The organism is uncultured Flavobacterium sp. (genome assembly GCF_963975515.1).
GTDB lineage: Bacteria > Bacteroidota > Bacteroidia > Flavobacteriales > Flavobacteriaceae > Flavobacterium.
Window position 1 is genome coordinate 78653 of the sequence record NZ_CAXBGY010000006.1, and the last position, 25926, is coordinate 104578.

Annotated in this window: 21 protein-coding genes; 13 read left to right on the forward strand and 8 right to left on the reverse strand. The window is 29.9% G+C overall.

What is annotated here, in order from left to right; all coding sequences use genetic code 11:
- Positions 1-18 precede the first annotated feature (18 nt).
- The gene (gene dinB, locus AAC008_RS08570; RefSeq protein ID WP_339888764.1) at positions 19-1119 is read left to right on the forward strand and encodes a DNA polymerase IV; all 1101 of its coding nucleotides are present in this window, start codon (positions 19-21) and stop codon (positions 1117-1119) included.
- Between the two features lie 50 nt (positions 1120-1169).
- Here the strand turns inward: dinB and AAC008_RS08575 are convergent, their stop codons facing one another.
- The 6 genes from AAC008_RS08575 to AAC008_RS08600 form a co-directional block, all read right to left on the reverse strand.
- Complete coding sequence (locus tag AAC008_RS08575) at positions 1170-1928, reverse strand: Bax inhibitor-1/YccA family protein (RefSeq protein WP_339888765.1); 759 nt, start codon at positions 1926-1928, stop codon at positions 1170-1172.
- A gap of 36 nt (positions 1929-1964) precedes the next feature.
- Complete coding sequence (gene pyk, locus AAC008_RS08580; protein WP_339888766.1) at positions 1965-3395, reverse strand: pyruvate kinase; 1431 nt, start codon at positions 3393-3395, stop codon at positions 1965-1967.
- A 2-nt stretch (positions 3396-3397) separates the two neighbouring features.
- Positions 3398-3865 carry an IPExxxVDY family protein gene (locus AAC008_RS08585; protein WP_339888767.1) on the reverse strand — a complete coding sequence of 156 codons (468 nt, stop codon included), beginning with the start codon at positions 3863-3865 and terminating at the stop codon, positions 3398-3400.
- Between the two features lie 113 nt (positions 3866-3978).
- Positions 3979-4719, reverse strand: a complete 741-nt coding sequence (rnc, locus tag AAC008_RS08590) for a ribonuclease III (RefSeq protein WP_339888768.1) — start codon at positions 4717-4719, stop codon at positions 3979-3981.
- An 8-nt stretch (positions 4720-4727) separates the two neighbouring features.
- A complete protein-coding gene (gene fabF / locus AAC008_RS08595) occupies positions 4728-5981 on the reverse strand; it encodes a beta-ketoacyl-ACP synthase II (protein ID WP_339888770.1) in 1254 nt (417 codons plus the stop codon).
- Between the two features lie 206 nt (positions 5982-6187).
- A complete protein-coding gene (locus tag AAC008_RS08600) occupies positions 6188-6424 on the reverse strand; it encodes an acyl carrier protein (RefSeq protein ID WP_026716658.1) in 237 nt (78 codons plus the stop codon).
- Positions 6425-6598: 174 nt separating this feature from the next.
- On the opposite strand from AAC008_RS08600, the gene AAC008_RS08605 reads away from it, so the two are divergent.
- From AAC008_RS08605 to AAC008_RS08620, 4 genes are all read left to right on the forward strand, one after another.
- Positions 6599-7168: a phosphoribosylglycinamide formyltransferase gene (locus AAC008_RS08605; RefSeq protein ID WP_339888771.1), complete on the forward strand. Its 570-nt coding sequence runs from the start codon at positions 6599-6601 to the stop codon at positions 7166-7168.
- 9 nt (positions 7169-7177) lie between these two features.
- Entirely contained in the window at positions 7178-7657 is a 480-nt protein-coding gene (gene rnhA / locus AAC008_RS08610; protein WP_339888773.1) for a ribonuclease HI, read from the forward strand.
- 78 nt (positions 7658-7735) lie between these two features.
- Positions 7736-8662, forward strand: coding sequence for a PfkB family carbohydrate kinase (locus AAC008_RS08615; RefSeq protein WP_339888774.1), 927 nt, complete (start codon positions 7736-7738; stop codon positions 8660-8662).
- A 65-nt stretch (positions 8663-8727) separates the two neighbouring features.
- Complete coding sequence (locus AAC008_RS08620) at positions 8728-10623, forward strand: amidophosphoribosyltransferase (RefSeq protein WP_339888776.1); 1896 nt, start codon at positions 8728-8730, stop codon at positions 10621-10623.
- Positions 10624-10853: 230 nt separating this feature from the next.
- Here AAC008_RS08620 and AAC008_RS08625 read toward each other — a convergent pair whose 3' ends face one another.
- Entirely contained in the window at positions 10854-11459 is a 606-nt protein-coding gene (locus AAC008_RS08625) for a superoxide dismutase (protein WP_339888777.1), read from the reverse strand.
- A gap of 104 nt (positions 11460-11563) precedes the next feature.
- Here AAC008_RS08625 and AAC008_RS08630 point away from each other — a divergent pair, with 104 nt between their 5' ends.
- The 8 genes from AAC008_RS08630 (at position 11564) to AAC008_RS08665 (ending at position 25041) form a co-directional block, all read left to right on the forward strand.
- Complete coding sequence (locus AAC008_RS08630) at positions 11564-14719, forward strand: UvrD-helicase domain-containing protein (protein ID WP_339888778.1); 3156 nt, start codon at positions 11564-11566, stop codon at positions 14717-14719.
- Between the two features lie 11 nt (positions 14720-14730).
- Positions 14731-15927, forward strand: coding sequence for a glycine C-acetyltransferase (kbl, locus tag AAC008_RS08635; protein ID WP_339888779.1), 1197 nt, complete (start codon positions 14731-14733; stop codon positions 15925-15927).
- 140 nt (positions 15928-16067) lie between these two features.
- Positions 16068-17471 (forward strand): OmpA family protein, encoded by a 1404-nt coding sequence (locus tag AAC008_RS08640; protein ID WP_339888780.1) that lies wholly within the window; start codon positions 16068-16070, stop codon positions 17469-17471.
- 67 nt (positions 17472-17538) lie between these two features.
- Positions 17539-20322: a PD-(D/E)XK nuclease family protein gene (locus AAC008_RS08645; RefSeq protein WP_339888781.1), complete on the forward strand. Its 2784-nt coding sequence runs from the start codon at positions 17539-17541 to the stop codon at positions 20320-20322.
- Positions 20323-20332: 10 nt separating this feature from the next.
- Positions 20333-21175, forward strand: coding sequence for a mechanosensitive ion channel domain-containing protein (locus AAC008_RS08650; RefSeq protein WP_339888783.1), 843 nt, complete (start codon positions 20333-20335; stop codon positions 21173-21175).
- Between the two features lie 182 nt (positions 21176-21357).
- Positions 21358-23529, forward strand: a complete 2172-nt coding sequence (locus AAC008_RS08655; protein WP_339888785.1) for a S41 family peptidase — start codon at positions 21358-21360, stop codon at positions 23527-23529.
- Between the two features lie 299 nt (positions 23530-23828).
- On the forward strand, positions 23829-24305 hold the full coding sequence (locus tag AAC008_RS08660) for an ATP-binding cassette domain-containing protein (protein WP_339888786.1): 477 nt from the start codon (positions 23829-23831) through the stop codon (positions 24303-24305).
- A 349-nt stretch (positions 24306-24654) separates the two neighbouring features.
- Positions 24655-25041 (forward strand): hypothetical protein, encoded by a 387-nt coding sequence (locus AAC008_RS08665; protein ID WP_339888788.1) that lies wholly within the window; start codon positions 24655-24657, stop codon positions 25039-25041.
- Positions 25042-25091: 50 nt separating this feature from the next.
- On the opposite strand, the gene AAC008_RS08670 is transcribed toward AAC008_RS08665, so the two are convergent.
- A complete protein-coding gene (locus tag AAC008_RS08670) occupies positions 25092-25874 on the reverse strand; it encodes an alpha/beta hydrolase (protein WP_339888789.1) in 783 nt (260 codons plus the stop codon).
- Between the last annotated feature and the right edge of the window lie 52 nt (positions 25875-25926).

Sequence of the window (25926 nt, forward strand, 5' to 3'; positions counted from 1 at the left end):
TACAGAAAGCTTAACTTAATGTCAATTCTACAACGAAAAATAATTCATGTGGACATGGATGCCTTTTATGCATCTGTGGAACAAATGGATTTTCCAGAACTTAAAGGAAAACCTTTAGCTGTTGGTGGAAGTGAAACAAGAGGCGTTGTAAGTGCAGCAAGTTATGAAGCCAGAAAATTTGGTGTTAGAAGTGCAATGAGTGGCATTCAAGCAAAAAGAAATTGTCCTGAATTAATTTTTGTTAGACCAAGATTTGATCGATACAAAGAAATATCAAAAAAAATTAGAAAAATTTTCCTAGATTATACAGATTTGGTTGAACCGCTTTCGCTTGATGAAGCTTATTTGGATGTAACTGTAAATAAAAAAGACAATCCAAGTGCTTCCTTAATAGCCCAAGAGATTAGACAACGTATTTTTGATGAAGTCGGATTAACCGCTTCAGCTGGAATTTCAGTAAATAAATTTGTAGCCAAAATTGCGTCAGATTATAATAAACCAAATGGTCAAAAAACTGTAAATCCTGATGAAGTTGAACCTTTTTTAGAAGTTTTAGATATTAAAAAATTCTATGGAATTGGAAAAGTAACAGCCGATAAGTTTTATCAATTAGGGATTTTTACGGGTTATGACTTAAAGCAAAAACCACTTGAATATTTAGAGAAACATTTTAAAAATAGTGCTCAATATTATTTCAACATTTCAAGAGGAATTCATAACAGTGTTGTAAAACCTAACAGAACCGTAAAATCTTTTGGCGCTGAAAGAACTTTTAATGAAAATCTTTCTTCAGAAATTTATATGGAAGAGCGTTTACTAAATATTGCAAAGGAATTAGAAAAACGATTGCAAAAAAGCAAAATATCAGGTAAAACCATAACACTAAAAATAAAATATTCTGATTTTTCACTTCAAACAAGGAGCAAAACACTTCAATATTATATTAGCGATAAGCATTTATTATTTGACGTTGCTAAAGAACTTTTATATCAAGAACGATTAAAAGATTCGGTTAGATTATTAGGCATTTCGGTCAATAACCTTAACAATGAAGAAAAGAAAAATGAAGAAATTCCAAAAAGTGTTTCAGTACAATTACAATTTGACTTTAAGTCATAAAAAAAACCATCAATTCATTTTGATGGTTTTTTTATATAGTTTTATTTAACTTAATCTCTACTAGAAAGTTTAGCAAATAATCTTAAAAATTCAACATACAGCCAAACTAGTGTGATCATTAATCCCATTGCAGCAAACCATTCCATAAATTTTGGTGCTCCAGTTTTAGACCCTTTTTCAATCATATCGAAATCTAAAAATAAATTTAGAGCAGCAACTATGATTACAAAAACACTTATTCCAATACTCATTAAAGAATTTCCTTGATGAATAGGTTGAAAATCAATAAAAAAAGAAGCTATCCACGAAATCATATAAAATGCAAAAATTGCCATTGTAGCACCAATTACAACAGACTTAAATGTTTCAGTTACTTTAACAATATTGTATTTGTATAGACCAAAGCAAACTATAAATGTTACAAACGTAGCGCTAACTGCCTGAATTACTAAGCCTGGATACATCGCTTCAAAAACAGCTGATAATCCTCCAATAAATAAACCTTCAAACAAGGCATAAGCAGGTGCTGTGTATGGTGAAGTTGTAGGCTTAAATGAAGCTACTAAAACTAATATTAGTCCGATAATTCCACCACCAATTGTAAAAATCATTGGGTTATAGCCATTTCCAACTAACCACCAACTAATTAAAGCTGTTGATAAAAGCATTAATAACATAGTGAAACTTTTATTGATAGTTCCACTAACAGTCATTGTTTCTTGATGAGTAGCAATAACTTGATCATTTGATCTACTAGTGTTTTCAAATTTGTTTTCTTTCAAAAACGGGTTACTAGATTTAAATTCCATATAATTTTTGTTTTTATTAAATCAAATATATAAAAATTATTCAATTTCAGAAACACGAAGTGTATTTACCATTCCTTTATTGGCAATTGGCATTGCTGCTAGATTGATTAGCATGTCACCTTTTTTAACGTATCCTTTTTCTTGTGCAATTTTATTAATATCTTCTACGGTGTCATCTGTACTTAAAAATTTGTCGTAAAAGAAAGCTTTAACGCCCCAAAGTAAATTCAACTGTGTCAAAATTCGTTCGTTTGAAGTAAAAACTAAAATTTGTGATTTTGGTCTCCAAGCAGAAATTTGAAAAGCAGTATAACCACTATTTGTTAAAGTTGAAATAACTTTTGCTTCAATATCATTTGCCATTACAGCTGCATGATAACAAATAGATTTAGTAATAAAACGTTTTGTTCTAACATGTGGAGCATTTAAAGGAACTTGAATTAAAGGTGAATCTTCAACGGCTTCAATAATACTAGTCATTGTTTCAATAACTTGAACAGGATAACTACCAACAGATGTTTCGCCAGACAACATTACAGCATCTGCACCATCCATAACTGAATTGGCTACGTCATTTACTTCTGCTCTAGTTGGAGTTAAACTCGTAATCATTGTTTCCATCATTTGTGTAGCAACAATTACTGGAATTCGAGCTGTTTTTGCTCTATGAATCAATTTCTTTTGTATTAAAGGTACTTCATGAGCAGGAATTTCAACACCTAAATCACCACGAGCAACCATTAAACCATCACAATATGCAACAATTTTATCAATGTTTTCTACAGCTTCTGGTTTTTCAATTTTGGCTATAATTGGAATTTTATGATCTGAATGTTTTGAAATCAAATCTTGTAGTAACATCAAATCTTCTGGTGTTCTTACAAAAGATAAAGCCATCCAATCTACTTTGTTTTCAATAGCAAAGAGTGCATCTTTTATGTCTTTTTTAGTTAAAGCTGGCAATGAAACCTTAGTGTTAGGAAGATTAACTCCTTTTTTAGATTTCAATGGACCACCTTGAATAACAACGGCTTCAACTTCTGTTTTCTTGTCGGTTTTTAAAACTTCAAAAATCAGTTTCCCATCATCTAATAAGATACGTTCCCCTACATTTACATCTTTAGGAAATTCTTTATAGTTCATGTACACTTTTGAAGCTGTACCTAATATATCTTCAGCAGTTGTAAATGTAATTTTATCTCCTGTTGCAACAACTACATCTTCTTTCATTACTCCAACTCTTAATTTTGGTCCTTGTAAATCGGCTAAAATTGAGGTTGTAAATCCGTGTTCTTTATTTAATTCTCGAATCATTGTAATACGTTCGCTTACATCAGTATAATCTGCGTGAGAAAAGTTAATTCTAAACACATTTACACCAGCTTCTATCATTTTTTTTAGTATTTCTTTAGTGCTTGTAGCTGGTCCTAAAGTGGCTACTATTTTAGTTTTTTTGTTCGTTGGCATTGTTAAAAAATTAAATTACTTTTTGTTTTTATTTTGTTTTTATCTATTGCATAAGACATTGAAATTGAGTCTATTTTTGAAATAGTTTGAATTATTTTGTCAGTGTTTAAAAAATTATCTTCTGTATCTATTTTTAATATAAAATCAACTTTTTTATATTCAGGAATCATAAACATGTATTGCTCATAGTCTTTAAATAATGAAACAGAAATATTTTCGACTTTAATTATTGATTTGTTTTCTATTAAATTCCACGAAGTTTCATTTTCCGAATCAAAAAATAAAAAACGATCAAATGAACCTTTTTCATTTTTTTCAGTTTTGTCAACTGTGTCAAAAAAATGAAAATTTGTGTTTAGATTTTTATTTAATAAAAAGGCAAGTTTAGTTACTTCAATAGTAGTATGAATTGCAATTAACTCATATTCAGTAGTTGAAAAATCTTCTAATTGTAATTTAAAAACTGCCATTTATATAAAAATAAAGTGTAAATATACAGTATATTAAATTTAATTAGGCTTTAAAATATATAAGAAAATGTTATTTTTTTAACGAAAACGATATAGTTAATTGCTTATTCTGTTTATTTTCCGTTAATTTTTTCTTGAAGTGCAAAATAGGCTCTTTGTGAAGCTTTTTCTTCTGCTTTTTTCTTAGAAGTTGCTCTCGCTTTTGCAACTACTTTGTCATCTATAAATAATTTGACACTAAAGAATTTTTGACCTTCAATACCATTATCTTCAATAAAATCAAAATGAAATACTTTTTTTTCTTTTTGACACCATTCAATCAATAAACTTTTATAACTGGTGATTTTTCCATCCAATCTATCTAAATCCACATAAGTCTTGATTATTTTTTTTTCAATAAAACGCTCACATGCATTAAATCCTTTGTCTAAATAAATTGCACCTATAAATGCTTCAAATAAGTTGCCGTGAATGTTTTCGCCAAAATGAGTTGGTGCTACTTTACTCTCTACAAATTGAATTAAATTAAAATCTCTACCTAATTCATTTAAATGCTCTCTACTAACTATTTTAGAACGCGTTTTTGTTAAATAACCTTCATCTCCTGTTGGGGCAGTTTTGTATAAAAAGGCAGAAATAACACTACCTAAAATTGCATCACCAAGAAATTCTAAGCGCTCATAATTAAAAGGATTTCCATCTGCTCCAATAATATTTGCAGAACGATGTGTAAATGCTTTTTTGTAATACTTTAATGTAACAGGTTTAAAACCTAGTATTTTACTCATTTTTTCAAAAAAAATCCCGTCTTCTTGAGAACGGGATTTTGATACTATTTTTTTTATGAAGTTCATATGTGAAATTAGTCTTCTAATTTTTTAAACAATACACAAGCATTATGGCCACCAAATCCAAAAGTATTACTCATGGCAACTTTAATTTCTCTTTTTTGTGCTTTGTTTAAGGTAAGGTTTAATTCAGGATCAATTCTTTCATCAATTGTAGTGTGATTTATTGTTGGAGGAACAATTCCGTGTTTCATAGCTAAAATAGATGCAATAGCTTCAATTCCACCAGCAGCGCCTAATAAGTGACCTGTCATTGATTTTGTTGAATTAATATTTATATTTTTAGCATGATCACCAAAAACAGCTTTAATAGCTTTTAATTCAGCAACATCACCAAGTGGAGTAGAAGTTCCATGTGTATTGATATGATCAACTTGTTCTGGTTCCATTCCTGCATCGCGCAATGTGTTTTCCATAACAGCAATTACACCAATTCCTTCTGGATGTGGAGCTGTTAAATGATAAGCGTCAGATGACATTCCACCACCACCAACTTCACAATATATTTTTGCACCACGTGCTTTTGCATGTTCATATTCTTCTAAAACTAATGCTCCAGCACCTTCTCCAAGTACAAACCCGTCTCTTGTAGCATCAAATGGTCTTGAAGCTGTTTCTGGACTTTCATTTCTTGTTGATAAGGCTTGCATTGAGTTAAATCCACCCATTCCAGCAATTGTTACAGCTGCTTCAGATCCACCTGTGATAATTACATCACACATTCCTAAACGAATGTAGTTGAAAGCATCAATCATTGCATTAGCAGATGATGCACAAGCAGAAACTGTTGTATAGTTTGGACCCATAAACCCATTTCGCATAGAAATATGAGCAGGAGCTATATCAGCAATCATTTTTGGAATAAAGAATGGGTTAAAACGTGGTGTTCCATCACCAGCTGCATAACTCATTACTTCATCTTGAAAAGTTTCTAAACCTCCAATTCCTGCACCCCAAATAACACCTACTCTTTGTTTGTTTACATTATCAGCCGTAATTCCAGCATCATTAATGGCTTCTTCACTTGCAGCAACAGCATATTGAGCAAATTTATCCATTCTACGAGCCTCTTTACGATCCATAAAGTCTTCTATGTTGAAGTTTTTAACTTCACAAGCAAACTTGGTTTTGTGTTTTTCTGTATCGTAATAAGTAATAGGAGCTGCACCACTTTTTCCATTAATAAGTGCATCCCAATATTCTTGAATGTTATTTCCAATTGGAGTCAATGCTCCTAATCCAGTAACTACTACACGCTTTAATTGCATATATAAAATTTTTGGTTTATATAAAAAAACCCAAAGTACTTTTAATACTAAACTAAAAGAAACAATGGGTATTACATAGTTTTATTGTAATGATTGTAATACAATCAATGTTTTCAAACCGATAAAATCAATTAAGATTTAAATTAACTAGCGAATGCTAAAATAATAACATCCACAAAGAATAAACCTTGTGGATGCCTTTTATATTATTTTTTAGCTTCTTCGATGTAAGAAACTGCTTGACCTACAGTAGCAATGTTTTCTGCTTGGTCGTCTGGAATTTGAATATCAAATTCTTTTTCGAACTCCATAATTAGCTCAACAGTATCTAATGAATCTGCTCCTAAATCGTTTGTGAAGCTAGCTTCTGTTACAACTTCGTTTTCGTCAACACCTAATTTGTCTACGATAATCGCTTTTACTCTTGATGCAATGTCTGACATAATCTTTTAATTTTTAATTTAATTTGTTGGCAAAAATAAAAAACTTTATTTTAAAACAACACATTTTTGTTATTATAATAAGTTACGAATTTAAAAAAAATATTTCACAAAGACCTCTTTTTTTTATTTTTTACCAATTATTATTCTTTTTTTTGTGGAAGAAATCAATGTTCAATGAAAAAAATTGTTCTTTTTGCTTCCGGAAACGGCACTAATGCCGAGGAGATTATAAGGTGTTTTAATAAAAGTAGTCTTGCTACCGTAACCAATGTGCTAACAAACAATTCTGATGCCAAAGTTGTAGAAAAGGCAAAAAAATTTGAAGTTAATACGTTAATATTCAACAAAACAGAGCTAAATGATGGGTTTGTTTTAAAAGAATTAAATAAAATAAAACCCGATTTAATTGTACTTGCAGGATTTTTATTAAAGTTTCCAGAACATATTATTGAGGCTTATAGCAATAAAATAATAAATATTCACCCTGCATTATTACCAAATTATGGTGGAAAAGGAATGTATGGAATGAATGTTCACAGAGCAATTTTTGACAATAAAGATGTTGAAACAGGAATTTCTATTCATTATGTAACTCCAAATTATGACGAAGGCGCTATAATTTTTCAGAAAAGTGTTACAATTTTAGACTGCAAATCACCAGAGGAAATTGCAGAAAAAGTCCATCAATTAGAACATAAATATTTTCCAGAAGTTATTAAAAAACTTATAACTCAAAATTCTTAACTCAAAATTTTGTCACACCAAGTACATATATATACAGACGGAGCTGCTAAAGGAAATCCAGGACCAGCTGGTTATGGAGTTGTCATGGAATTAGTAGGAACGCCACATAAAAAAGAATTTTATGAAGGTTTCAGAATTTCTACTAATAATAGGATGGAACTTTTAGCTGTAATTGTAGGTTTAGAAAAGTTAAAAAACCCAAATATGACTGTTTTAGTTGTTTCTGATTCTAAATATGTTGTGGATGCAGTTGAAAAAAAATGGGTTTTTGGTTGGGAAAAGAAAGGCTTCAAAGACCGAAAAAACCCTGATTTATGGATGCGATTCTTAAAAGCCTATAGAAAACATAAAGTTGATTTTAAATGGGTAAAAGGACACAACAACCATCCTCAAAACGAGCGTTGTGATGAATTAGCCGTTATGGCTTCGCAACAAAAAAACTTATCTATTGATGTTTTTTATGAAAAGGTAGATGAGAAGTTGTCGTAATAAAAAGTTAAACTGCAAATGCATTTTAAACTTTTAAACTAAAAATGTATCTTTGCACCTTATTTCAAATTATAACCAATGAATAAATTATTAATTGTAGGAACTGTAGCTTTTGATGCTATTGAAACTCCTTTTGGGAAAACCGATAAAATATTAGGTGGAGCAGCAACTTATATTGGACTTTCTGCTTCGTTTTTTAATGTAAAATCGGCAATTGTTTCTGTAGTTGGAGAAGACTTTCCGCAAGAATATTTAGATTTATTAACTAGTAAAAACATAGATATTTCAGGAATTGAAGTAGTAAAAGGTGGAAAAACATTCTTTTGGAGTGGAAAATACCATAATGACTTAAATTCAAGAGATACTTTAGATACGCAATTAAATGTTTTGGCCGATTTTAATCCTGTTGTGCCAAATGATTATAAAGATGCTGAAGTTGTAATGTTAGGAAACTTACATCCTTTAGTACAATCGGGTGTTTTAGATCAAATGACTACAACTCCAAAATTAATTGTTTTAGACACAATGAATTTTTGGATGGATTGTGCTTTACCAGAATTAATGGATGTAATTAAACGCGTAGACGTTATTACAATTAACGATGAAGAAGCTCGTCAATTATCAGGAGAATATTCTTTAGTAAAAGCAGCAGAAAAGATTCATACAATGGGTCCAAAATATGTTGTAATTAAAAAAGGAGAACACGGAGCGTTACTTTTTGAAGGTAAAAACGTATTCTTCGCACCAGCTTTACCATTAGAAGAAGTATTTGATCCTACAGGAGCAGGTGATACCTTTGCAGGTGGTTTCTCAGGATATATTGCACAAAGCGAAAATATTTCGTTCGACAATATGAAGAACGGAATTATTTATGGTTCTAATTTAGCTTCTTTCTGTGTAGAGAAATTTGGAACAGAGAGAATGGAACAACTTGAAAAAGAAGAAGTTCATTCTCGCTTGCAACAATTTAGAGCGTTAACACAATTTGATATAGAATTATCGTAAATTTATGCCTCGAAGTTTCGGGGCATTTTTTATTGCATTAAACAACAACACAACACACTACTATTATGAGCGATGCTATTAAACACGAATGTGGAATTGCTTTACTAAGATTATTAAAGCCATTAGATTTCTATAAAGAAAAGTATGGAACGGCTTTTTACGGAATAGAGAAAATGTATCTCTTGATGGAAAAGCAACATAACCGGGGGCAAGACGGAGCAGGTTTAGCAAGTATTAAATTAGATGTTGATCCAGGAGAAAGATATATTAGTAGAATTCGTTCTAATGATGCGCAACCTATTCAAGATATTTTTGCTCAAATTAATGGAAGAATTAATGAAGAGCTAGAATCTCATCCAGAATATAATACAGCTGAACTTCAAAAACAACATATTCCTTATATAGGAGAATTGTTTTTAGGTCATGTTCGTTATGGTACTTTTGGTAAAAACAGTATAGAAAGTGTTCACCCTTTTTTACGTCAAAACAATTGGATGCATAGAAATCTAATTGTTGCCGGAAACTTTAACATGACTAATGTAAAAGAATTGTTTCAAAGTTTGGTGGAATTAGGACAACATCCAAAAGAATTAGCTGATACAGTTACAGTAATGGAAAAAATAGGACATTTTTTAGATGAAGATGTTACTGAAATTTACCAACAATGTAAAGAAAAAGGACTTTCTAAAAGAGAAGCTTCTCAAGTTATTGTAGAACAATTAGATGTTGCAAAGATATTACGTAAAGCTTCTAAAAATTGGGATGGTGGTTATGCAATGGCTGGTTTATTAGGTCATGGAGATTCATTTGTGTTTAGAGATCCAGCCGGAATTCGTCCAGCATACTATTATGCTGATGATGAAATTGCAGTAGTAGCTTCAGAAAGACCAGTTATTCAAACGGTTTTCAATGTTCCTTTTGAAAAAGTGAAAGAATTAGATCCAGGAAAAGCAATTATTGTCAAAAAGAATGGTTCAATATCTTTAGAAGAAATTATTCCAGCAACTGAAAAGAAAGCTTGTTCGTTTGAAAGAATTTATTTTTCAAGAGGAAGTGATGCTGAAATTTATCAAGAACGAAAAGAATTAGGTAAATTAATTTTGCCAGCAGTTTTAGAAGCGATTGATAATGATACAGATAATTCAGTTTTTTCATTTATTCCAAATACAGCAGAAACTTCTTTCTACGGAATGGTAGAAGCTGCTCAAGATTTCTTAAACCAAAGAAAAAACAAGTATATCTTAGATAACAGAAAGACGCTAACCAAAGAAAAATTAGAAGAAATACTTTCTGTAAAAATTAGAACGGAAAAAATTGCCATTAAAGACGCTAAATTAAGAACGTTTATTACAGAAGACAGTAGTAGGGATAGTTTAGTAGCTCATGTTTATGACGTGACTTATGGCGTTATAAAACCAACAGATAATTTAGTAATCATTGATGATAGTATCGTAAGAGGAACTACTCTTAAGAAAAGCATCATTAAAATGATGGATAGACTGAATCCTAAAAAGATTGTAGTTGTTTCATCAGCACCACAAATTCGTTATCCAGATTGCTACGGAATTGATATGGCAAAACTAGAAGGCTTAATCGCTTTTAAAGCTACATTAGCCTTGTTGAAAGAAAGAAATCTGTATCATATTGTTGATGAGGTTTATGAAAAATCTAAAAAACAAGAACTTTTCGCTGATAAAGAAGTAGTCAACTACGTAAAAGAATTATACGCTCCATTTACTGATCAAGAAATTTCAGATAAAATCTCAGAAATGTTAACTTCAAAATCAGTCAATGCACAAGTGAAAATCATTTTTCAAAATGTTGAAAACTTACACAAAGCTTGTCCTAAAAATTTAGGAGATTGGTATTTCACGGGTGATTATCCTACATTTGGGGGTAATAGGGTAGTAAATAGGGCTTTTTTGAATTTTTATGAAGGAAATGATGCTAGGGCATACTAAAATAAAATTGTTAATAACAACAAAAAATACTCGTATAAAGTTTGTTCATAAAAATATTTTGCATAGATTTGTTTCACCATAGGATTAGTAGGTTAAGTTTATGGTAGATTTGGGGCAAAAAGGGTGGATTTATTTCCACCTTTTTTATTTAGAATAATCAAGCAATTATATATAACAAAAGGGCTGAAGTAAACACTTCAGCCCTTTTTCTTTTCAAAAACCACTACTTTTTATTTAGCAGCAGCATATCTTTTTGCAACTTCAGCCCAGTTAATTACATTAAAGAAAGCTTCAATATAATCTGGTCTTCTGTTTTGGTAATGTAAGTAGTAAGCATGTTCCCAAACATCCATTCCTAAGATTGGAGTTCCACCGCAACCAACACCTGGCATTAATGTATTGTCTTGATTTGGTGTTCCGCAAACTTCTAATTTTCCGTCTTTCACACAAAGCCAAGCCCATCCTGATCCAAATTGAGTTGCTCCAGCTTTAGCAAATGCATTTTTGAAATCTTCAAAAGATCCAAAAGCAGCATCAATTGCAGCAGCTAAATCTCCTGTTGGCAATCCACCACCGTTTGGCGACATAACTTCCCAAAACAAACAGTGATTAAAAAATCCTCCACCATTATTTCTAACAGCTCCATTGCTCATGTCTAAATTTTTAAGAATATCTTCAATCGATTTTCCTTCTAATTCAGTTCCAGCAATTGCGTTGTTTAAGTTCGTTGTGTAACCATTATGATGTTTTGTATGGTGTATTTCCATAGTTCTAGCATCAATATGTGGTTCTAATGCATCGTATGCATAAGGTAATTTTGGTAATTCAAAAGCCATAATATAGTTTTTTAAATAGATTAGTATTATTTTTATTCAAATTTACGAAATAAGCCGTTAAATACATAATACAATTTTCTTATAGTTTTATAAGATTTAAATATATGACAGAAAATAAAGCCTCCTTTTCAATCTATAATGCCTCTGCGGGTTCGGGTAAAACCTATACTTTGTCGAAAGAGTATATTAAAATTTTATTAAAATCATCTTCAAATGAAGCTTATAGAAAAATTCTAGCCATAACTTTTACCAACAAAGCAGTAGAAGAAATGAAATCTAGAATTATTTTCTATTTGTTAGAATTTTCAAAAGATGAAACTTCAGAAAAAGCCGCTGATTTATTAAAAGATGTTGCAAAAGAAACAGGATTAAGCATTGCCACAATTAAAGATAAATCAAAAGTTATTATCAAAAGTATTATTCATAATTATACAGCGTTTGATATTTCGACTATTGATAGATTTACGTTAAAGATTATTAAATCATTTTCTCACGAATTAAATATTCCTTTAGATTTTGATATTTCTTTAGAAACCGATTTGTTGATGCAAGAAGCTATTGAAACTGTTATTTCTAAAGCTGGTGAAGACGACGAATTAACAAAACTACTTCTAGACTTTTCCAGAAATAAAACGGATGACGATAAAAATTGGGATATCACTTTCGATTTACTAGCTGCAAGTTCGCTTTTAACCAATGAAGATAGTAAGCACGAACTTAAAGATTACGAAAACAAAACAATTGCTGACTTTGTGGAAACCAAAAAAGTAATTGTCGGTCAAATAGAAAAATATAAAAAACTGGCTTCAGCTTTAGCTCAAGAAAGTCTGACTTTAATTAAAGATAACGGAATTGCCATAGAATCTTTTTCAAGAAAGACTTTTCCTAATCATTTAATTAAAATTATGGATGGGAATCTTCCTCCTTCTGATATAAATAAATTTTCAGAAGTAGAACAGGTTCAAATTAATAAAACAGCTAAAGATAAAGGTTTAATTGAAAGTATTTTGCCCGAAATTTTGCAAAAACTTCAAGTAGCCTATAAAGAATATCAAAATATTTTCTTGCTTGAAGCTTTTAATAAAAACATTTACCCGTTATCGTTACTAAATTCCATTAATAAAGAGTTTAGAAAAATTCAAACCGATCAAAATATTTTATCGATTTCTGAATTTAATGAGATAATAAACAAAGAAATTCAAAATCAACCTGCTCCTTTTATATATGAGAAAATGGGTGATCGATACCGTCATTTTTTTATTGATGAGTTTCAAGATACTTCAGTTTTACAATGGAAAAATTTAATTCCATTAGTAGATAATGCGCTTTCTAGTGAAGAAAATGGAGTGGCTGGAACATTAATGTTGGTTGGTGATCCAAAACAAGCGATTTATCGTTGGCGTGGAGGAAAAGCAGAGCAATTTATTTCTTTGAGTAAAGAGGAGAATCCGTTTTCAAATAAAGATAAAGAAACCATAGTTTTAGATACAAATTATAGGAGTTATAGTCAGGTAATTGACTTTAATAATGATTTTTTCAGATTCATTTCAAGTAAATTAGAAAATCCGGATTATGTAGATTTATATTTGAATAATAGCCATCAGAATAAAACCAATAAAAATGGTGGTTACGCTAATATTTCGTTCATTGATACTTCTGATAATGCTGAGGTAAATGAAGAGGAAGAAGACGATGACAAAAACACAAAATATCTAAAACAAACTTTATTTACGATTGAAAAAGTCCTAAAAAACGGATTTCAATACAAAGACATGGTTTTGTTGACGCGAACGAAATCAAACGGAGTTTTATTGGCGAATTATTTAACCGAAAATGAAATTCCGATTTTATCATCTGAAACTTTGTTGATTCAAAATGCAACCGAAGTTAAGTTGATTATCAATGTATTGAAGTATATTAACAATAAATTTGACGCTGATGCAAAGTTTAATATGTTGTATTATGTTGGGAAATATTTGCAATCTTCTGAAGAAATTCATGATTTAATTAACCATAATCTTCATGTTTCAGAAGAAAATTTAAAAATTGCTTTAGAGAAATATGATGTTTCAATTGATTTTAATGCTTGCAGAAAAAAATCACTTTACGAAGTAGTTGAAATTATTGTTTCTGCCTTTATCAAGCAGAAAGCTAATAATTCTTATGTTCAGTATTTCCTAGATTTGGTTTTAGAAAGACACATAAAAGCACAATCAAGTATCGCTGATTTTATCGATTATTGGGAAAGAACGGGTTACAAAAAAAGCATTCCTTCTCCAGACGGAAATAATGCCATAAAAATAATGACGATTCATAAATCAAAAGGACTTGAATTTCCAGTTGTGATTTACCCTTTTGCAAACGATAATTATTCAAAAAACAATAGAAATAAACTTTGGATTCCGTTAGAAAATGAAAATATTAATTTTCATAAAGTATTGATTGATAATAAAAAAGATGTATTAAGTTATAGTGATGATGCAAGTAAAATTTATCAAGAAAAGAATCAGGAAGAAATTTTAGACAATATAAATGTTTTGTATGTTGCTTTTACAAGAGCCGTTGAACAACTTTATGTTATTTCTGAAATAAAGATAAATAAAGATGGAAGTTTACCTAATACATTGTCTTCAAATATAATTGAATATCTTCAGTTAAATAAAAACTTTAATGAAAACCAATTAGAATATGAATTTGGGAATCCAATGAAAGTTTCCAAAAATGAAGAAGTAATTGCTAACTTAGATGAAATACAAGTTGTGCAAAATAAGATTAAAACAAGTGCTATAAAAATAGCTCAAAAAGAAGCTTTAATGTGGGGAACTATTCAAGCCGAAGCGATTGAATTTGGGAACACATTACACGAAATTTTGTCTTATATAAAAACAAGTGAAGACGTGAGTAAAGCTATTGCAATTTCTTTAGAAAAAGGTTTAATTAATCAATCACAAGTTTATGTAATTGAGCAAGTTATAAATTCTATAGTAAATCATTCAGAATTAAAAGAATTTTATGATGTTGATGCTAGAATTTACAATGAAACTAGTATTATTGACGAAAATAAAAACACTTTTATTCCGGATAGAATTTCAATTAAAGGCAGTAAAGCTTATTTATTAGATTATAAAACTGGAGTTCCAAAAGAGAGTCATAAACATCAGGTAGAAAAATACGAAAGCCTTTTAGAAAAAATGGGTTATAAAGTTGAAGAAAAAGCTTTAGTTTATTTAGGAAAAAATTTAAATATTATACATTTGTAAAAAATAAAGATATGTACGGCAAAATACAAGAACACTTAAAAGAAGAGTTACTAGCAATTCAAGATAACGGATTGTTTAAAAAAGAACGAATTATTACTTCTCCACAAGGAGCAGAAATTACTATTTCAACTGGTGAAACGGTTTTAAACTTTTGTGCTAATAATTATTTAGGACTTTCATCACATCCAGAAGTGGTTCAAGCAGCAAAAGATGCTCTTGATTCTCATGGTTTCGGAATGTCATCAGTTCGTTTTATTTGTGGAACTCAAGATATTCACAAAACTTTAGAACAAAAAATTGCAAATTTCTACGGAACTGAAGACACTATATTATATGCAGCTGCCTTTGATGCAAATGGTGGAGTTTTCGAACCTTTATTAGGAGCAGAAGATTGTATTATTTCAGACAGTTTAAATCATGCCTCTATTATAGATGGTGTAAGGTTGTGTAAAGCAGCTCGTTACCGTTATGAAAATAGTAACATGCAAGATTTAGAAGCTCAATTAATTAAAGCTACAGAAGCAGGTACTAGATTCAAGTTAATAGTTACAGATGGTGTATTTTCAATGGATGGTTTAGTAGCTCCATTAGATAAAATTTGTGATTTAGCGGATAAATATGATGCCATGGTTATGGTTGACGAATGTCACGCAGCTGGATTTATAGGTGCAAAAGGTATTGGAACTTTAGAAGCAAAAAATGTTTTAGGTAGAGTTGATATTATAACAGGGACACTCGGAAAAGCACTTGGTGGAGCAATGGGTGGTTATACAACAGCTAAAAAAGAAATCATTGAAATCTTGCGTCAACGTTCTCGTCCTTATTTGTTTTCAAATTCTTTGGCACCAGCAATTGTTGGAGCTTCAATTAAAGTTTTTGAATTATTAGAAAAAGACACTTCGTTAAGAGATAAATTAGAATGGAATACTAATTATTTCAAAGATGGAATGAGAAAAGCAGGTTTTGATTTTATTGATGGTGATTCTGCAATTGTTCCAGTTATGTTATACGACGCAAAATTATCACAAATAATGGCAGATGAATTACTTAAAAAAGGAATTTATGTAATCGGGTTTTTCTTTCCAGTTGTTCCAAAAGATAAAGCAAGAATTAGAGTGCAATTATCTGCGGCTCATACAAAAGAGCATTTAGATAAAGCAATAAAAGCTTTCACAGAAGTAGGTAGAGCTCTGAAAGTTGTAGAATAAACTTAAAAAGTTATATAATACCCATGAAAACACTGTTTTTTAAGTTTTTTTTGTGAATAAACTTTGCAGATATAAATAATCGTGTTAAATTTGTCTAAGTTATATAAGTTGTAATTAAAATTATAAATTAAAAAAAAAGTATGAAACATCTTAACAAATTATTTGCTGTGGCTTTAATGTTTGCTGGTATAGCAACACAGGCACAAGACAGCAACAATCCATGGGCAGTGTCTTTTGGTGTGAACGCAGTTGACACAAAATTCAGTGCATCGGAGAAGTTTGAACATCAAATTGCTGAATATTTTAACGTACAAGACCACTGGAACATTCTTCCATCGGTTTCTTATGTTGGAGTTTCTAAGCATGTTGGAAACAGTTTTTCTATTGGTTTAACAGGTTCTGTTAATAAAATTGACAGATTTGTTACTAAAGTACCTGGAACAATTAACTCTCATGTAGTTACAAATCCTGGTGATTTATCTTATTACGCTGGAGATTTAGCTATCAAATATAGCTTCATGGAAATGATCAAATCTAAAGTATTAGATCCTTTCGCTCATGTTGGTGGAGGTTATACTTGGATGGGTGATGCTTCTGCAGGTACAGTTAATGGAGGTTTAGGAATAAACTTTTGGTTTACTGACAATGTTGGTTTATCATTACAATCTACTTACAAACATTCATTTGATGACACAAGAACACCAAATGTTGATGTAGCTACACATTTACAACACTTTGCAGGTCTTACTTTCAAATTTGGAGGTAAAGATACTGACGGAGATGGTATATACGACAAAGATGATGCTTGTCCAGAAGTTGCTGGTTTAAAAGAATTCAACGGATGTCCTGATACTGATAAAGATGGTATTATGGATTCTGCTGATGCTTGTCCAGAAGTATTTGGTTCAAAAGAATTAAACGGATGTCCAGATAGAGATGGAGATGGAATCATCGATTCAGAAGATGCTTGTCCAGACGTTAAAGGTTCAAAAATAATGAAAGGTTGTCCTGATACTGACGGTGACGGTGTTGCTGACAATGTAGACAAATGTCCAGAAGTTAAAGGACCAAAAGATAACGCAGGTTGTCCATGGCCAGATACTGACGGTGACGGTGTTGCTGATAAAGATGACAAATGTCCTACTGTAAAAGGAACTGTTGCTAATAACGGATGTCCTGAAGTTTCTGACGAAACAATGAAAAAATTGAATGATTATGCTAAAACAATCTTATTTGATTCTGGTAAATCTTCTTTCCAAAAACAAACTTACCCAGTATTACAAGCTATTACTGCTATCTTAAAAGAGTATCCAAATTCTAAATTCTCTTTAGAAGGTCATACTGATAGTGATGGTAAAGATGAAAGTAATCAAATATTATCTAGTTCAAGAGCAGAAGCTGTTAAAGCTTACTTAATCGAGAATGGAATTGATGCTAGCAGATTAACTTCAACAGGTTTTGGTGAAAAATACCCAATTGACACAAACAAAACTAGAGCTGGAAAAGCTAACAACAGAAGAGTTGAAGTTAAATTAGTAAAATAATTTAATTACAAAATATTTTTAAGAAAACGCCTCGATTATTCGGGGCGTTTTTTTTATATTTATATTTATGAATAACCCTACATTCCTAAGTAAGCTTACAGATGAATTAATCAGTCTTTATCCTGATACTTTATCCGATATCACTATAGTTCTTCCTAGTAAAAGAGCAAGAGTTTTTTTAATTGAAAACATTCAATCAAAACTTTCTAAGCCGATTTTTACACCTAATATTGTTAGTATAGAAGAATTCATACAAGAGATATCAGGTTTGCGAACCATTGACTCTATGGAAGTGTTATTCGAATTCTATAATGTCTATTCTTCAATAACCGAAAAGAAAGATATTCAAGACTTTGAAACGTTTTCTTACTGGGCTAAAACACTTATTCAAGACTTTAATGAAATTGATCGCTATTTGCTAGATCAAAAACACGTTTTTTCTTACTTAAAAGATGTGGAAGCTTTAAAAAGATGGGATTTAGAACTAAATCAAACCACAAAACTGATTGATTCTACTTTAGAGTTTTGGGATAAATTACCTCACTATTATAATTCATTCTATAAGTATCTTTTAGAGAAAGGAATTGGTTATCAAGGTTTGTTATATCGTGAATCAATAAATAATTTAGAAGCTTTTACTAAAGATATTCCGACTTCAAGTAAAATTATTTTTGCTGGTTTCAATGCGCTAAATCAAGCTGAAGAACGAATTTTTCAACACTTAATGCTTCATGAAAAAGCATTGGTTTATTGGGATATTGATTATGCAATTCTTCAAGATCCATTTCATGATGCGGGTTTATTCATCAGAAAGTATAAAAAAGAATGGAAGCAATATGCCAATCAATCTTTTAAATGGATTGATACACATTTTGAACAAGAAAAAAACATCCAAATAATTGGAACGCCAAAAACAGTTGGGCAAACCAAAATTGTTGGAAACCTTATAGAAGAACTTCAAGTTAATAATCCTGATTTACAAAACACAGCTGTTGTTTTAGGAGACGAAAATTTATTGCTTCCGGTTCTGTATAATTTACCAGAAACCGTTGAAAGTTTAAACATCACAATGGGTTATCCTAGTAAAAATAATCCAGCTCAATTGTTGATTTCTAAAATTTTTAAACTTCACACAAACGCAAAACAAAGAAACGAAAAACAATATACTTTATATTATAAAGAAGTTTTAGATATCTTAAATCACTCCTTAATTGAACCTTATATTGATGCAAAAAAAGTAGAACATGTAATCAAATACAACAACTTTACTTTCTTTTCAAACTATAAATTGTTTCAACTGTATGAAGAACACAAAACTAATGATGATAATCCATTATTTGAACTAATTTTTTCAAAATGGAATGATGATGCTTCTGAAATTATCACCAAATTAACTCAAGTTTTATTGACGATAAAATCTCGATTAACAAATGATAATCAAGAAGATATAATTGCAAAAGCTTTCTTGCATTCTATTTACCAAGTTTTAAATCGAATTGCTACATTTATTGAAAAATACCAAAGCATAACTTCACTTTCAAGTTTGTTTTCTATTTATAAAAATGTTGTGGATTTAGCTGAGGTCTCTTTTGAAGGAAAGCCTTTGTCTGGTTTGCAAGTCATGGGAGTTCTGGAAAGTCGTGTTTTAGATTTTGAAAATGTAATCATTACATCAGTTAATGAAGGAAAATTTCCATCAGGAAAAAGTTCAAATTCTTTTATTCCTTATGATATTAAGCGCGAATTAGGATTGCCAACTTTCCGTGAAAAAGACGCGATTTACAGTTATCACTTTTATCATTTATTGTATCGAGCCAAAAATATTTACTTGCTATATAATTCTGAAAATTCAGACGGAATTGACGCTGGTGAAAAAAGTCGTTTTTTAACCCAATTAGAAATCGATTTCCCACATCATATTAAGAAAAATACAATCTACAACGCTCATTTACCTAGTTTGGCATACGAGCCTATAAAAATAGAAAAAACACAAGCTGTTTTAGATAGATTAGAAGAAATTGCAACCGAAAAAGGATTTTCTCCTTCTTCATTAACCAGTTATATTCGAAATCCAATTCAATTTTATACTCAACGAATTTTACGCATTAGAGAAATCGATGAAGTTGAAGAGAACATTGCTGTCAATACTTTAGGAACTGTAATTCACGAAACTTTAAAACATTTATATGACCCTTTTGTTGGAAAATATTTGTCGATAAGTGATATTGATTCCATGTATGCTTTAGTAGAAAATGAAACAATAAAACAATTCAAAACCATTTACAAAGAAGGTGAAATAAAAAAAGGAAAAAACCTTTTAGCTTTCGAAGTTGCCAAACAAAATGTGGAGCAATTTCTAAAAATGGAAAAGAAAGACATTGAATCGGGTAGTGCTATTAAAATTCTATTTCTTGAGCATACTTTAGAAGGTAAGATTGTAGACAAAAAGTTACCTTATGAAATCACAATTGCAGGAAACGTTGATAGAATTGAATTAAGAGACAACAAAATCAGAATTATAGATTACAAAACAGGAAAAGTTTTAGGAAGTAGTTTAAAAGTAGATGATTTTACCGTTTTATCTTCTGATATTAAATATGATAAAATTATTCAATTGCTTTGTTATGCTTTAATGTTTGAAAACAAAACCGATTATAAAGAATATCCGGTCGAAGCCGGAATTATTTCTTTCAAAAACATGAAAGCTGGTTTTATGCCTTTCGGATTTGGAAAAGGAAAAAACAGCGATTCTGATATTACAACGCATACTATTGATTCATTTAAAATAGAATTAGTATCTTTAATACAAGAAATTCTAAACCCAGAAATTCCTTTTGAAGAAATAGTATAACTAGCCATTTATGGATAAATTAATTGAGAAATTTCAGTTCTATTACGATACAATTTTACAAAATGCACCAACGTTTTTAATTGGTCTTGTTGTATTGATTATAGGATTTGCAATTGCTAATTTTGGAAAAAAAGTAACCGAAAACAGAATTAAGTCAAAGGTTCAAAACACGCTTTCCAGACTTTTTATAGCACAAATAATTTCTGGAGTTATAAAAATCATTACGGTTGTTATCTTTTTAGATTTAGTAGGTTTTCAAAATATTACGACAAAAATATTAGCTGGAGCAGGGATTTTAACCTTCGTTGTTGGTTTTGCTTTTAAAGATATCGGAGAAAATTTCTTAGCTGGAATTTTATTAGCCTTTAAAAGTCCATTTAAAGAGAACGATTTAATTGAGACAGAAAAAGTTATTGGCTATGTAAAAGAACTTCGCATAAGAGAAACTATTATAAAAACTACCGATGGAAAAGATGTTTTTGTACCCAATTCTCAAATAATAAACTCTCCTTTAATTAATTATACTATTGATGGTTTTTTGCGAAATGAATTTTTGTTAGGATTAGACTATTCAAGTGATTTATCAAAAGCGATTCAAGTGATTATAGAATCAGTTTCAAAAACTGAAGGTGTTTTACTAGGTGGAAAAAAACCTGCAGTAATTATTGACGAATTTGCAGCAAGTACTATTAATTTGAGAGTTCTTTTTTGGTTAGATACTTTTAAAAGTTCTTCAAAAAGTTATCATTTAGCAATAAGAACACAAGTAATGAAAAATGTTTTATTAGCATTGACTGAAAACGAATTCAGTTTACCTTCAAATATTGTTGAAGTTAAGCAATATGAGGGCTAAACCTTTTTCAAATAAGAAACTAAAATCTCATTCAATTCCTCACGATTTTCAACTTGAATTATGTTTTCATTACTAAAATGTATTCAGTTAGAAAGGTTTAACTTTTTATTATAATTTCCATGTAGTATTTTTCGTTTTATTTACGAAATAATAATTAAGATGTTTTAATATAAAGTTTTTCTATGAAAAAATTTCTTGCTTTTTCGCTTTTATTGTTAGTGAATATTTTGTTTTCACAGTCTCAAAATTTCAACTTCGATTTTGAAAATTATTCTAAAAACGATGATTTGCCTAAAGATTGGTTTAAATGGGGTGATTATAATTTAAAGGTTGATTCAACAAAAGTTATATCTGGAAAAAATGCTGTGCTAGTTGATGGTGAAAACGGAGAATCTTTCGGATGTGTTGCTTATAAATTACCTGCAAATTTTAAAGGAAAAAAAATAACTTTAGAAGGTTTTATTAAATATGAAAATGTTTCAGATGGTTTTGTAGGTTTGTTAATGAGAATTGATAAAAAACAAGAGTCTGTTGCTTTTGACAACATGGAAAAACAACAACTTCAAGGAACAGAAGACTGGAAGAAGTACTCAGTAACCTTGGATTTTGTAGAAAATGCAGATAATATTTATATAGGTGGAATTTTAGTAGGAAAAGGAAAAGTATGGTTTGATAACTTTAAAGTATCAATTGATGGAAAGCCTATTGAATCACTAAAACCTATTGAAAAAGAACTGTCAATTGTTGAAAAAGATAATGAGTTTGATAACGGTTCAAAGTTTGAATTATCAACATTAAATGAAATTCAAAAAAGAAATCTATTTGTTTTAGGAAAGGTTTGGGGATTTGTAAAATACAATCATCCAGAAATTGCAAAAGGAACTATAAGTTGGGATTATGAACTATTTAGAATTTTACCAAAAATTGATAACAAAGATTTTGATGCTGAATTAGTAAATTGGATTAATAAATTAGGAACATTTAAAACAACTACTAAAAAACTTCCAAAAGAAGACGAAATCAAATTGTTGCCAAATACAAGTTGGATTTCAAACACAAGTTTAATTTCGAAAGATTTATCAGTTTTACTTCAAAAATTAGATAATGCAGATAGAAGCAACTCAAACTATTATATAGATTTTTATAAAGGTGTTGGAAACCCAAACTTCACTAATGAAAAAGTATATGATAAAATGAATTACACAGATTCAGGAGTCAAACTTTTAGCCGTTTTTCGTTATTGGAACATGATAGAGTATTTTTTCCCAAATCGTCACTTAATGGATGAAAATTGGGATAGTGTTTTAAAAGAATTTATTCCAAAAATGACAACTACAAAAGATCAAAAAGAATATACTTTGACTTTACTCGAACTTATTGGAAAAATACAAGATACTCATGCAAATATCTGGGGCGGAAATAAAATGGTAGAGGAGTTTTTCGGAAAAAACATTGTACCTATTGAAATTAAATTTATAGAAAATAAAGCTGTAGTAACTAAATTACAAGCTGAATTTAAAGGTTCAGAACTTCAAGTTGGAGACATTATTACAGCAATTAATGGAGTTAATGTTGAAAATTGGATTGCTAATAATTCAAAATATTTTCCAGCATCAAACCGTCCAACGCAACTTCGAGATATTGCAAATAAAATATTACGATCAAACGATAAAAGTATCCAAGTTTCGATTGAATCTAAAACAGGAAACAAGAATTTAGATTTAGAAACAATTCCAAATAAATATTTTAGTGAAGAACCTGTTTCTCATAAAGTTATTAATGAAAGCATTGGATACATTTATCCTGGAACTCTAAAAAATGGAGAAATAAATGAAATTATGCCTAAATTTTTAGACAAAAAAGGATTAATTATTGATTTAAGATGTTATCCTTCTGATTTTATAGTTTTTAGTTTAAACAAATACCTTTTAAATGAAAGAAAAGAGTTTGTAAAATTTACTTCTGGAAGTTTAAAAACACCAGGGTTATTTGCCTATGAAAAAACGCTCTCTGTTGGAGGAAACAATAAAGACAATTACAAAGGAAAAGTGATTATATTGATAAATGAAGTAACACAAAGTCAAGCGGAATATACTGCAATGGCGTTAAGAGTTTCACCAAATGCTACAGTTATAGGAAGCACAACAGCTGGTGCAGATGGAAATATTTCTGCAATTTATTTACCTGGAAATATTTTCACATACATTTCTGGAATTGGTGTTTTATATCCTGATGGTTCAGAAACGCAACGAGTTGGAATTATTCCAGACATAAAAGTAGAACCAACTATAAACGGAATAAGAGAAGCAAAAGACGAAGTACTTGAAAAAGCAATTGAGTTGATTGAAAAATAACAATCAAAATCAAGAAACTTCAAAACATAATTGAGTTCTATAAAAGTACATTGACATTTAATGTAGCTTTTTCATTAATACCTTTAATTGGCAAAAGTATTGAAGGTAGTTTTTTGGTTTTTATAACTTTTGGTTTTGTAGCTAGCTTATCAATCATTGAAATTAAAAACAAAGAATATTATCTTTTTTACTTCAACAATGGTCTATCTAAAATAAAATTATGGTTATTTAGTTATGTTTTAAATTTCACGGTTGGTTTTTTTTTACTGTATCATTTTGCTATTCCTTAAACTTATTTAATGAAAAATTTATTAGAGGTTGACAGTGTTTTTAAAAGATATGGAGAAAAACTAATTCTTTCAGACGTTTATCTAAAATGTAAAACTGGAAATATAATTGGACTATTAGGTAGAAATGGTTCTGGGAAATCTACTCTTTTAAAAATAATTTTTGGAGTTATAGAAGCAGAAACAAAATTTATTAGAATAAATGGAACTGTTAAAGAACATGTAAATCAACTTATGAAAGATGTTGGTTATTTACCACAACATAACTTTATTCCTGACAACTTAACCGTTAAAAAAGCGATTGATTTAAGTATTCAAAAAGAAAAAAGAATTGAATTTTATTCTGACAAACTCATTAATTCAGTTTTAGACAATAAAATCAGCAATCTTTCTACTGTACTTAGAAATCAAATTAATTCTTCCAAATTTGTCTTATTAGACGAACCTTATAATGGTTTAGCACCTGTTATGATTAATAAAGTAAATTAATTAATCATTGATAATTCAAAAACAAAAGGAATTATTATTACAGATCATAATTATGAGAATATAATTTTGGTTTCAAATCAACTAATTTTAATGAAAGATGGAAAAACATTTCATTTAAAAGATAAAAACGAATTAATAGAAAAAGGTTATTTAAAAGAAGGAATGATTCAATAAAAAATTATTTAGGTTAAACACTCTATAAAAGTATTATAAATATTTTTCACATTTATATTGTCTCAAGTGCCAATATGACTCATCTTACATCAGTCAATGTTAATTTTGAACAAAGTGTATAATTTGTTATTGTCTACTATTTTTCGTATATTTAATAGTAATTAAAAAATTATATATGAAAAAAATAATACTATTGTGTACTGTGATACTATTTGTATCATGTGCATCAAAAATGAATTTTCCAGTTTCTAATGTTGCTCCTGCAGCTGAAATTTCAGTAAAAATTAGCAAAGACAATAATGAAAATAAAGAAATTAATTTAAAATCGAAATATTTAACTTCTCCTGAGCGATTAACGCCTCCAAGAACAGCTTATATAGTTTGGATGCAAACTGAAGCAAATGGACTTTTAAATTTAGGTCAATTAGAGACTGATGCTTCTAACAAAGGAAGCTTTACAACTGTTACTGCTTACAAACCTTTAGAAATTTTTATAACTGCAGAAGATGATATTGCTATTAAATATCCAACAGGACAAGAAATTTCGAGAATAAAAATTTAAAAAAAAAGATTAAATTAATAAAAACTGAAGTCAATTTGATTTCAGTTTTTTTATGCCTTTTTTAAAAAACTTAAAAGCACTTTAGTCAATTCCTCACGATTTTCAATATGACTCATATGTCCATCGTTAAAAGTGACTAATTCAACTTTGGTGTTTTCTATTTGAGTTGTGTTTTCTTCGTAATTTAAAACAGGATCTTGTTTTCCAAGAATTAATAAGATTGGATACGTAGCAAAATGTAAAATGACTTCTCTATCATTTCTAACTTTCATGCCTTCTAAAGCAGCTACAATTCCCTGTAAAGGAGTTTTTAGAGCTTCATTTCTAACGGATTCAATTTCATTAGTTAAACGCTCTCTATTGTCTTCACTAAATAAATTGGCAATAGACATTCTAATAAACGAAGTATAATTTTGTTTTACTGCTTTCACAGCTCTATCGCGATTGGTTTTTCGTTCCTCAGAATCAGCTCTTGAAGTAGAATTCATCAAAACCAAACCTTTCATCATTTCTGGATACATTTCGGCAAAAGCCAAAGCCACATAACCACCCATCGAGTGACCAATTAAAACGGCTTTTCTAATTTTCAATTCGTGCAAAACATGATGAACCATATCGGCTTGATCTTCCATAGCATGCACATAGCCCAAACAATCGGTTTGACCATGACCTAACAAATCTATACAAACCACACGATTACGTTTAGCTAAAGTTTCAATATGCGAATTCCACATCGTTGAGTTTTCTAAAAAACCGTGTAATAAAACTACAGTAGTTCCTTTTCCAGTTTCAGAATAAGCGATTTTTGTGTTTTTGAAGAGTGTTTGTTTCAAGGGAAAATGTGTTTCCTGCAAAAGTAGAATTTTTAATTGAAGTTTGAAATTT